The sequence below is a fragment of the Pseudanabaena sp. BC1403 genome (genome assembly GCF_002914585.1).
In the GTDB taxonomy this organism is placed as follows: Bacteria; Cyanobacteriota; Cyanobacteriia; order Pseudanabaenales; family Pseudanabaenaceae; genus Pseudanabaena.
Genome location: NZ_PDDM01000002.1, coordinates 311,005 through 322,378 on the forward strand (window position 1 = coordinate 311,005; position 11,374 = coordinate 322,378).

The following is an 11,374-nucleotide window of genomic DNA, read 5'->3' on the forward strand; positions in this document are numbered from 1 at the left end:
TAAATTTCTAGATTAGTTCTTCTGTGACAATCCTACGCAAAATCTCAGCGACTGTAGCAGCCATTCTCGCATCAATTTCTAAAGCTTCGCGCACAGGATCTCTAAGATTAAGGACAGCACGTAAAGTCATATTAACTGATCGCATCTTTGGTAAAGGCAAATCATGGGATTGGGCAAGGCGATCGACAAACTGGATACAAGCAGTATAGGTAAGCTCAGTTTGTTTACGTTGATCGCTGTATCCAAAACCCATCTTGGATATCACCACAGGATTGTCAATAAAATATGACAATCCGAGAGCCACAATCGCTGCATCCACGTACCTTGCCGTATCTCGCCCCATCGCATTAATCAAAGTGCTTAGACTATGCCACTGGGCAGGTAAGCGATTGGCAGGAGTTAGATGACGATGCCATGCGATTTGAGAAACACTTCTTGTTAAGTCATAGGCAGAAATTAAATTGTCACCTCGATGTAGATCTTTGACTCCATTAATTATATTTGTTCCTGTGGGATCGCGCAAAATCGGCTGTTCAATGTAAGGAGCCTCACCATAGCGTCCTTGAAAAGTTAGCTTTTGATTGCCTGTAATTTTTATTAGCCAATTCTGTAATGCTAAGGGCGTAGTAAATTGCTTAAACATTGCCGACAATCCATTTGAGGTCATGCCATTAGATTCATCATAAGCACAAATACGCTGAGCCATTTCCGCAAATGTGCGCGGTATTTTATTTCCCTGTGTATCAGCGATCGCACAATTAGCGATCGCTTGATTTGGTTGCACTTGATTGGCTTGGCAAATGGTATAGAGCAAAGGCAATATTTTGGTAGAACTCCAAAACTGGACATTGCTTAAAGGATCGCGCCCAATCCAACGGGCTAACATTTGTCCATTAACGACACTGCCAACGCAGATGCAAGCTTGTTGAATGCTGCTATGGAGAAATTCTAAGCCGACGTTTTCAATATTGGGAATTGCTCCGATCGCAGGATATGGACGAAATCGCACTCGCACTTGACTACCATTAAGCATAGCAACCTCGCCATAGGACACTACATTTACCCCATCTGGCAAACTTGAAAGGCGATCGGCATAGGCGGGAATATGGTTCAACAATGGAGATGGCGCAAAATTGCGATTTGGCAAACCTTTCTTAGAGCCTGCAATACTGCCATTGACTCCGCGATCAAGGAAGCCAAGATAATTTGAGTCGGCTTGCCCCATATTCACGAAAATGCGCTGAGCATTAGTAAATTTTGGGAATAAGCGATCGCCTTCACCGATAATTTTGAGCAAATGTCTAACTACCGTAGGCATTTGTAACAGTTTGTTTGTAAGAGCTTGGGAGTTAGGATCCAAAATCGTATCAATACTGAGGGCATTAGCAAACTGCACAAAAGCAGCTTCCGATAATCTGCCATAGATGCCATCCACTTCACCGTCATATAGTCCTAACTGCTGCAAATAGGTCTGTGCTTTGGTTAGTTCCTCAAACGAAAGCTTTACCTCTACGACTGCCATGAAATTCCTCTATAAAAAAGCCTTAGTCTAATATTCTATCGACAAGCTAAGCGATCGCGATGTATTCCACATCTCACTAGCCATAAAACCCAAAATTATTGCGGTGGCTTAGCTCGCCACAATAATTTTGGGTTTCCTATGCTGTTTTGCCAAAATTGCCCATACCCAAATACAGATCGGCAACTTCGGGGTCATTCAATAAATCAGCACCTTTACCCGTAAATTCATCTTTGCCCAAATGCATCACATAACCACGATCAGCGATCGCTAAAGCCTTACGCGCATTCTGCTCGACCAAAATAATCGAAGTCCCTGTTTGATTAATTTGTTGAATCAAATTAAAAATATCCTGAACCAAAATCGGTGACAGCGCTGCTGAAGGCTCATCTAAAATCAATAATTTCGGCTCTAGCATCAGCGCCCTTCCCATCGCGAGCATTTGCCGCTCACCACCAGATAGTGTCCCTGCCCTTTGATTGCGTCGTTTGGCAAGCACAGGAAAAGTTGTATATATTTTGTCTTTAAGTACTGCGAGATTTCCTTCGCGGGTATAGGCTCCCATATCAAGATTGTCAGACACGCTTAGGGATGGGAATACATTAGCAATTTGGGGTACATAGCTAATTCCCTGTCGCACGATTTGTTCTGGCTTAAGTCCGATCAGATTGCGATCGCCAAATAATATTTCCCCCGATCTCACTGGTACAAGACCAAATATTGCTTTTGCTAAGGTCGATTTGCCAGCACCATTAGAGCCAATCACGGTGACAAGTTCGCCTTCATATACTGATAAATTCGCACCTTGTAAAATATCTACCCCATCAACATATCCCGCAACGATTTTACTGGCTTTGAGAATAAGTTGAGTGGAAATTTGGCGATCGGGGCGATCAGTTAGATCGGTAGATTGATTAGCATTCATATTTGGGTTTATAGCCTTACTTGAAATAAGCATATACAGTGCGAGGGGTTTATAGCAATGGTCAAGAAGCTTCGCAGCTCTACATTGCGGAAATAACCACGCGAAAGCCGATGTCTTTATAGCGATCGCCTTGCCAATGCCATTCACGACTTGCGGCGCGACATAGCTTCGCTTCATTGCTCCATGAGCCGCCCTTACGCACGCGCCGACTGGTGTAGCCATCAAGTACCCACGCCGATCCATCGGCAGGTGCACCATTAAAATTATCGTGCCACACATCCTCACACCATTCCCAAACACCGCCTTGCATTTCGTATAGTCCCCAAGGATTTGGCACTTTCTGTCCGACAGGATGCGATCGCTTGTTGGCATTGTCAGCAAACCATGCATAATCAACGAGTTCAGTAGGACTATCGCCAAAATGGTAAGCCGTATTTGTACCAGCACGGCAAGCATATTCCCATTCTGATTCACTAGGTAAGCGATAAAGGTGTTGCGATCGCGCAGCTAATTTACGACAAAAATCTTGAGCCTCTAACCAAGAAATATTTTCCACAGGCGCTTGCAGATTTTCACGAAATAAGGCGGGATTACTGCCCATAATGGCGACCCATTGCTCTTGCGTGACTACAAATTTTGCCATGTAAAAAGCAGGAATATTTACTTCCGATATAGGTGATTCATTGTCTCGTCTGCCAATTTCATTGGTTGGCGAACCAAGAGAAAATCTGCCTGAGGGAATCCGCACCATTTCTATGTGGACTCCATTACCCAAATCATCACGAAAGGCTTTGTCACCTCTTTTGATCGGATCGCGAGGTGGTTCAGGAACTGGTGGCGATTCCGCAATGATGATTGGTGCTGGCTGAGGTTTGAGGTTTTCGAGAAATATCGCTAGGGTAAAACCTGCGATCGCGGAACTAGTGCTAATAAGTAACTGACGACGATTAATCTTTATTGGTGCTTTTGCAAGAGATTTTACCCATGATCTCGCGATTGGCAAAGCTTTAACCGTAGAAACTTCTGAAGTCTTGTTTGCTTCTGGAACCGTAAAATCATTAATAATTCGACTAAATTCTTCTAGATATTCATAACCTTCAAAATATTCGCGCACCAGATAACAATTATCTTCTTCCGTAAAAAAAGCTTGCACTTTTGGAGATAGCGTATAGTTTTGTCCAATTTCATATAGTTTTGCGGCGATCACCCCATGATCTAGAGCATCTTTTTTTGAAATTTGCCAAAAATAAATCACACACAAGGGTTTAGGTGTAATCGGCATCTCTAAATTTTCTGCTAGATAAACCGACAAGTCGATCTCACCAACTTGTTTAATACCAATGGTTTGACTTATGTGATAGCGCTTGTTGAGGATATTGTCTACATCCATTTATGTCTTGCAGTCTGTCGGGGAAACCCAGAATCTTTATTGTAGTAGGGTGCGTTAGCGAAGCGTAACGCACTGTCAAAGTTAGATAGTGATGCGTTACGCTATGGCTAACGCATCCTACAGTAAATCTTATTTGGCAGAAATCTGATTCTCCAACAGGCTGCTAGGGTCGTTAATATAGCGATCGCTACTTAAATATTAAATCCCAAAAAGCAAAAGTCGGCGCGAAGCAACGCCTTTTGCTTTAGATAGAAAGAGGGTTGCAGTGCTTTGCACCGCAACCCTCTTTTGGGTTTTAGTAGAAATTTCAAAAAGATCTTGTGTAATTGTGCATATCAGTAGTATTATCAATAACGGTTAAATGGCGAGTGTAGCCAAGTGGTTAAGGCAGTGGTTTGTGGTACCACCATTCGTGGGTTCAATTCCCATCATTCGCCCTCAAATTAAAACCCACAAAGAAAAGAGGTCACAAAGTGACCTCTTTTCTTTTTTGGGTGTTTTGACGGTAGCTCAAAGCATTAAAATTGCGAGACAGTTCAATTCATGCGTTAGCAATTTTTAAATAGGACGGCTGTAAGTTTCATGGGTAAGACAGTTGTAAGATTTTGCGCGATCGCTTTGATCACGCTACTGATCGCAGTATCGTTTGGGGGACTATATCCGCAAAGTTTGCGAGCCGATGGTAATGCGATCTCGATCGCCGTCGCAGCGCCTCTAAGTGGTGATGGCGCTAGTGGTGGTCAGGAAATAGTCGATAGTATCAAGTTATATATTGATGCGACCAATCGTGACGGGGGCATTAATGGTCGTCAGCTTAAGTTAAATATTTTTGACGATAAGGGTAATGCGGATGGGGCAACACAAGTTGCTAATGAAATCGCCAAAAGTGACGCATTGGTTGTGTTAGGGCATCGCTCTTCAGATGCCTCGATCGCTGCGGGGAGCATTTACCAAGATAAGAAATTACCAGCGATTACAGGTACAGCCAATAATCCAAAGGTGACGAGCGATCGCCCTTACTATTTTCGGATGATTTATACCAATCCTGCCCTTGCTAAAACCCTATCGATCTATGCGCAGCAGGTATTGCAATTAAAAACTGCGAGTGTGATTTATGACAAGGCTAGTAAAAATGAACAAGCACAGTCAGAATTAATTAAGTCTGCCTTTGAAGCTAATGGTACTGGCAAAATTCAAAAAATTTGGGCGATCGATTCTGACCCCAATAATCGCAAAGCTTCGGTGCAGCAAATTGTCAATGAAATAGCTGCTGAGCCTGACGCGGGAATTTTGTTTTTAACTTTATCTAAAGAGGAGGTTGCTGAAGATTTCTTGGTAGCTCTCAAACAAAAGGGTTTAAAGAATTCGATTTTGGGAGAACAGGCTCTTGGACGAGAATCATTTGCTAAGCGTTTTGAAAAATATGACGAAGAAAAGCAAAATGCAGGATTCTTTACTGATGGGATGTATGTGCCATTGCCCATCTTGTTTGATAGTGCTGGAGCTGATGCTCAAGACTTTCTGACATCCTATCAAAAAACCTATAACAAGACTCCTTCGTACTTAGGGGCAAAGTTTTATGAGGCAGCGATCGTCGCAGTGGATGCAATCCGTAAAGTCAATCTTAAAGGTACAAACGTAGAAGGCGATCGCGAACAGGTGCGTGAGGCTTTGGCGGCACTAAATAATCGCAAAGTAGGGATTAGAGGCTTAACTGGCTTGTTGTATTTCAATAGCGATCGCAATAGCGATCAGCCTGTGCGCCTTGCCCAATTCCAAAACCAAAAACTGATTTCTGCTTCTCAGCAATTTACACCAATCGCTAATCCTGAAAGACTCAATCTACCGAAAGAAATCCAAGCAGGAAGCATCGTTCAATCGGGCGAGCAGTATTTTTGGCGGCAGCGGGTGGTTTATGCAGGGATGGATATCAATAAGCTGAATCGCATTGATAAGGCAACCTTTACCGCCGATTTTTATGTGTGGTTTCGCTATAACGGCAATGATGAACCTACGGAGATTCAGTTTCCTGATGCGGTCACCAATAGCGTCAACCCCACAGCTCCAGTATTTGATGGCAAAGCACCAATCAAGGCGCAGGTTGTCAATGGCTTGAACTATCGTCTCTATCGGGTGCGTGGTGAATTTCGGAATGCCTTTGATTTTCGCGATTATCCCTTTGATTCGCAAAGATTAAACTTGCGTTTTGATAATCCTAATCTATCTACTGATCGGTTAATTTATGCGATCGATAAGGTTGGCTTAAAATTGCCAAGACCTGAAGTCGAAGAACGTAAACCATTTCAAGGACTCCAGCTTTGGACTTTTAAAAATATCACCTATTTCCAAGATTCATCACGCAGTACTTCCACTCAAGGCGATCCTGATTTGTTTCAGTCCAATGCTCAAGTGGAATACCCTGGATTAAGCATTCGCATGACTTTCCAGCGTAAAACCTTAGTATTTCTCTCTAAGAATGTCTTGCCTCTGATCTTGCTATCGCTTCTAACCTATTGCTGCCTATTCTTCCCCTATACGATGTTTGTGCCCCGTACGATGGCTCCTGCCTCGGCACTACTATCAGGAATTGTGTTGTTACTCTCTTTTAACAATCAACTTCCTGAAGTTGGCTACACCGTAGCGATGGAATATGTATTTTATGTCTATTTCTGTTTGTGTTTACTACCGATTCTGGTCACAGTAGTCGGCACGAAACTAGAAAAAGATGGGCATAAAAAAGCTTTTAAATACTTAAATATTGCTTCGTGGATTGTCTATCCATTGATTTTGATCATCACAATTTCGATTTTTGCGATTAGCTATAGCGATCGCTTAGTTTGAAGACCAACAGGAAAATGGCGACACTAAGCGTCGCTATTTTCCTGTTGATTTAGAACCTTTCTAACCTACTCCTTTCCCAGTCAAGAAATAGACATTAAAAACCAAGATTACACGTTGGGGCGCGAAGCGCCCCAACGTGTAATCTTTCACTGGGAAGGGAGTAGAACATCTAGGAATCGGGTACTCCTAAAATGTAAATGATTTATTTGGTATAGCAATGTAAGAGATAGCTAGGACAAATCAAAACCCAAATTAATAAAGGCGGAGCGAAGCGCCGCCTTTATTAATTTGGGTTTAAAACCCTGTGAAATTTAGATTGAAGTAAAGCCCATTTTCTTGTGCAGTATTCCGACTATTTGGCACAGAAATCAGAGGAATGCCATAGTCAAGCCGAACATCTAAAGTATTGCCAACTCGCCAACGCAAGCCCAAGCCAGTGCCTAATAAAGTATTGGAACTAGAGTTTGCTTCTCCTGAGCTTGTCCATACGGCAGCAGCATCAACGAATGGGACTATTTGCAATAGACCTTCCCATTCAGGTATCCGTAATATTGGTAACCTTAACTCTGCGGATAGATTCAATCCATTATCTCCTAGCAAGACATCCTGACGATAACCTCGTAGAGTGTCCTGTCCTCCAAACCCAATTTGCTCCGATGGCAAAATTGCGCGATCGCCAAATTGCAGATCACCACGCAGTAATAAAAAGGTATCAGGTGCAAGTAAGCTCACATACTGCGACTGTCCACGCCATGAAACAAAGCGACTATCAGGAAAACTGGCATTCACATTGGAGCCTAATACACCTCCTAGTCCTAGACTAAACTGCGATCGCAAGGAGAGCACCGATTGACTAGAGCGCTGTGTGAATTCTTGAAATGCACGTAAAACCGCAATCTTTGTCACTCCATTATCATCGGCTCCTGCGGACAATGGAAAGGGGATTTTTAACAAACTAGTTAGACTTTCGCGATAGGAAGCCGTGAAGCCTAGCGCCAATTCTTGACTTGGAGTTTGCTCAATTGGCTGCCGAAAAATAAAGTCATAGGATGTGGAATTCGCATAGATATCCAATATATTAAAGGGCTTCTCTAGTACGTTGCTATTACCATTATTAAATGCAAATGCGATCGTGCCATTGTAGGGATTGATCGGCAATGTATAACTAAGATCATAGGAATTGCTTCCATCGGTGTTGCTATATCCCACATTTAGGGTGTCGCCCAATCCCGTTAAATTTGCTTCGCTAACTTGGACTTTGCGGCGCAATGAACCAACACTAGGAGCACGGTTATTATCTAGAGATATCTGCACGTTCAAAGACTTTGCTTCTCTAACCCGCACTTCGAGAATATTTTGCCCAGCTCGTGTTCCTGCGGATAGCTCAGCGGATACACTAGCAATTAAAGGATTGATTTGGAGAACTCTTAAGGCTTGAATCAAGCGATCGCGGTTAAGTGGTGCGCCTGTAGCAATATTCATCCGCGATCGCACATAGTCTGGGCTTAAACGCTCAACTCCAGTAATTTTTATTTCTTCCAGCCCTCCTTCAATTACTTGTATCCGTACTACGCCATTCTGCAAATCTTGGGTAGGGATGAATGCGCCTGAGGTAATGTATCCTCTACTTATATACAAATCTGTAATCTGCGATCTAGCTTTTAATAGTTCCGCAAAAGTAATTAGACGTTTAGTAAATGGAAGTAGAACTTGATCAAGTTCTACTTGAGAAAATGCTGTACTGCCTAAAACCTCAAATCGTTTAACTGTAAGAGTTCCAGTTACGGGTATATCTTTTTGAGGAGCGCTAGGCTCGCGTGATGGATTTAATAAATCGTCAAGTGAGGGGAGAGGTTTTGGCGTTTGGACTGGAGGTTGTATCGAAGGCGATCGCAGCGACGGTGTAATAATTTGTGGTGTTATAGAGTTATTGCCTGTTTGCGCCAAAATTGGCAAAATAAAAGCAATATAGCTAGTCAAGCCAAAGCCTAGATTAACAGTTAGCCTTGAGATTTTTAATCGTCTATAGCACTCCGACATAACTAAAAGTACCTACATAACTGCAACATTGATTTGCTGGGATGTAATTTACTCGGATTATGTCATTTGAGCAAGTATAAACCCAAGATAGAGAATAGCGGCGCTTTGCGCCGCTATTCTCTATCTTGGGTTTTATAGCCTTAGCCACTTTTATTAAGACAAATCAAAACCCAAATAGTGAGAGGCTGCGCGAAGCGCAGCCTCTCACTATTTGGGTTTTATGTCCTAACAAGAATGGCGACAGCTATATAAAGACGAGAGGCGGCGCAAAGCGCCGCCTCTCATTTTTGGGTCTATGTTTGGCGAGTCATCAAATTAGTAAGACTAGCTAAAGCTTTGAAACCACGGTTCATTTTTTGCTTACGCTGAATCTTGCGAAGAATACTGACTACAGCCTCTAAGTCATGCTTATCGTCTGGAGGTTTCTTGTTGCGGAGCTGTTTGAAGGGGAGAATGACTCCAAAATGGACGGCAGCATTGCAAAAAGCATTGAGCATGGCTCGCTCAGGTGCATGAACGCCAATCGAGGAAGATCCTACTTGAATTAAACAGCCTTTATCACTGCCTGTTGCCTCACGAGTAATATCACCAATAGTTAGGAAACAACGCATGGTGATGTAGTCCGATACTGCTACAGGTGAAGAAAAGCTAACCTGCCAATTTCCTTTGAACGCATCTAGGCGCGAACAGAGCATTTGCCAAACAGCGAAGAACTCAGAAGAAGAGTTATTGCCAACAATATTTTCAGATATACCAAATGAACGAGCCTTGGAGGCAGATAAGGATAGGATCGGTGCAGAAGCGTCAGGAAGGCGATTCATAGACAAGACCAAAAACTCTTTGATTAATGTACGATAATTAAAGCTAAATGTCATCCCCCATTTATAGGCAAAATATTGGTTTAAACTACTTAAACAATATTTTTACTAGTTTTTGCTAGCTCTACATCTCTATAGCTTGTATTTTCACTAAAGGGCATGAATTACGTTTGTGACTACTCCCCAAATATGTAGCTCCACATTTTCGCCTATTTCAATGGGCTGAAAATTCGGATTTTCAGGCATGAGCCATAATTTGTTCCGATGTTTACGCAGACGTTTCACGGTTAACTCTCCATCGACTACGGCGATGACTACCTTGCCACTGATGGCTTCAAGGGAGCGATCGACTACAAGTAGGTCACGAGGATGTATACCCGCATCTTGCATGGACTCTCCGACTACGCGAACTAAAAAGGTGGAGTCAGGATGTTTGACAAGATGGCGATTGAGGTCAATCTTGCCTTCTATATAATCCTCGGTTGGGGCGGGCAGTCCTGCGGCAACGGGATTGAGATAGAGTGGCACTCGACATTTTGTAAAGTTGTCTGTTTTAAAAATAGATGAGACAATGGTTGCTGGTTCTACCTGTTGCGGATCTCTCGCGAGTGCTTCTAAGATTTCATCAGCCAGGCTAATTGGTAACCGCACAGCCTTTGTTGTTTCGTTGTATTTGCCAGTACCCACAGGACGACCTGCTCCCTGACGTTTCCCACCACGCGGCATAGTATTCTCCAAAGGTTATTTATATGTGTACTGCGATCGCTACAGTTGCACGAATATTGTACGCTAATCATATGATTTAATCGCCTATATGTCATAGGTAAATTAATTTGCGATCGATAATTTAGGACTTACGCAAATAAACCAAGTACTCAAGTTCTCGGTTTATTTGCGTAAGTCCTATAATTGAAAGGTCGATAATGACTTATCCTTGTCTTTTGTCTTTGAAGTCTAAGTACAGGACAAAAATTTAATGGAGTTGAAAAAGGCTAGAGAATTGAGATGAAGGTCAAAAATGATATCACGCAGGAAATCAAACCCAAGACGAAAAATGCTTTTAGGTAAGCGCCCATGTTTTTTAGGCTTGAGAGTCTTGAGTAGAGATTGCCATAAGCCAGAGGAAAAGCACCAGCATAAAGCGAGAGTAAGTAAAGCAAAAAGTTTAGAAAGGCGTTGAGGGTCTTGAAGATGAGTAGACTCCAAACAAAAGCCACGAGATTTAAAACAACCAAATAAAGTTTCAATCGCCCAACGCTTGGTATAGTCAGCAATGGCACTATGCGGGTTATGAGCGGTAGCGACAATTAATAAATCGCCATCATCTAGACGCATAGACGCAATATAAAGCCAATGCCCTCAAACTAGCCTCGGTTTAGATAGCACCTTTGATTGGCCAATTTGGATGTCTTGGAAACACACGTCAGCCCGAAGTTGCTTCTGTCCATTGTCAAGTAAGGTTTTTGCGAATGCGGATACGAAAACGGGTACATGGTTACACAGCAAGTAATCAAACCACTCTTCCCCCACAAATTCGCGGTCTGCGGTCAAAAAGTCGATCTTGCGGTCTCCCTTGTCTGGGGGATGGACATGACGGTATTTAGAATTTATTCTCACAAATTGCTCCCGTAGAGCAACGCTTTGAAATTCTTGATTGGTATTGGTATCATCTGATTGAGCATTTACATGGCGTTGGTGGCTCTATACGCCGACTAGAAAATGCTGAGCAATTTCTCTGGAATGGTGATGTTGAGGGGAGCATGTCACTTTTTTGGGATAGTCTAGAAAGCCAATAAACCATTGAGATAAGCACAACGATGGGCAAGCACCTGAGGGACATT

At 42.8% G+C, this 11,374-nt stretch carries 8 protein-coding genes, 1 tRNA gene and 1 pseudogene; 3 read left to right on the forward strand and 7 right to left on the reverse strand.

All coding sequences use genetic code 11. The annotated features are described in order from the left end of the window. Window positions 1-7 precede the first annotated feature (7 nt). The 3 genes from CQ839_RS03855 to CQ839_RS03865 form a co-directional block, all read right to left on the reverse strand. The gene (locus CQ839_RS03855) at window positions 8-1,522 is read right to left on the reverse strand and encodes a peptidoglycan-binding protein (RefSeq protein WP_103666948.1); all 1,515 of its coding nucleotides are present in this window, start codon (window positions 1,520-1,522) and stop codon (window positions 8-10) included. A gap of 136 nt (window positions 1,523-1,658) precedes the next feature. Continuing rightward, window positions 1,659-2,444, reverse strand: coding sequence for an ABC transporter ATP-binding protein (locus CQ839_RS03860; protein WP_103666949.1), 786 nt, complete (start codon window positions 2,442-2,444; stop codon window positions 1,659-1,661). A gap of 79 nt (window positions 2,445-2,523) precedes the next feature. Continuing rightward, window positions 2,524-3,834 (reverse strand): formylglycine-generating enzyme family protein, encoded by a 1,311-nt coding sequence (locus CQ839_RS03865; RefSeq protein WP_103666950.1) that lies wholly within the window; start codon window positions 3,832-3,834, stop codon window positions 2,524-2,526. Window positions 3,835-4,198: 364 nt separating this feature from the next. Between CQ839_RS03865 and CQ839_RS03870 the strand changes: the two genes are divergently transcribed. After that, window positions 4,199-4,271: transfer RNA gene (locus tag CQ839_RS03870), tRNA-His, on the forward strand. 145 nt (window positions 4,272-4,416) lie between these two features. Beyond that, window positions 4,417-6,675, forward strand: coding sequence for an ABC transporter substrate-binding protein (locus CQ839_RS03875; protein ID WP_103666951.1), 2,259 nt, complete (start codon window positions 4,417-4,419; stop codon window positions 6,673-6,675). 294 nt (window positions 6,676-6,969) lie between these two features. On the opposite strand, the gene CQ839_RS03880 is transcribed toward CQ839_RS03875, so the two are convergent. The 4 genes from CQ839_RS03880 to CQ839_RS25940 form a co-directional block, all read right to left on the reverse strand. Next, window positions 6,970-8,715 carry a ShlB/FhaC/HecB family hemolysin secretion/activation protein gene (locus CQ839_RS03880; protein ID WP_103666952.1) on the reverse strand — a complete coding sequence of 582 codons (1,746 nt, stop codon included), beginning with the start codon at window positions 8,713-8,715 and terminating at the stop codon, window positions 6,970-6,972. A 293-nt stretch (window positions 8,716-9,008) separates the two neighbouring features. Continuing rightward, complete coding sequence (locus tag CQ839_RS03885) at window positions 9,009-9,536, reverse strand: hypothetical protein (RefSeq protein WP_146048691.1); 528 nt, start codon at window positions 9,534-9,536, stop codon at window positions 9,009-9,011. A gap of 147 nt (window positions 9,537-9,683) precedes the next feature. Beyond that, window positions 9,684-10,259 carry a LexA family transcriptional regulator gene (locus CQ839_RS03890; RefSeq protein WP_103666954.1) on the reverse strand — a complete coding sequence of 192 codons (576 nt, stop codon included), beginning with the start codon at window positions 10,257-10,259 and terminating at the stop codon, window positions 9,684-9,686. Between the two features lie 228 nt (window positions 10,260-10,487). Next, window positions 10,488-10,868, reverse strand: coding sequence for a transposase (locus CQ839_RS25940; protein WP_103666955.1), 381 nt, complete (start codon window positions 10,866-10,868; stop codon window positions 10,488-10,490). 233 nt (window positions 10,869-11,101) lie between these two features. Here CQ839_RS25940 and CQ839_RS25615 point away from each other — a divergent pair. Further along, a pseudogene (locus CQ839_RS25615) lies at window positions 11,102-11,299 on the forward strand (ISKra4 family transposase); the annotation flags it as partial. Between the last annotated feature and the right edge of the window lie 75 nt (window positions 11,300-11,374).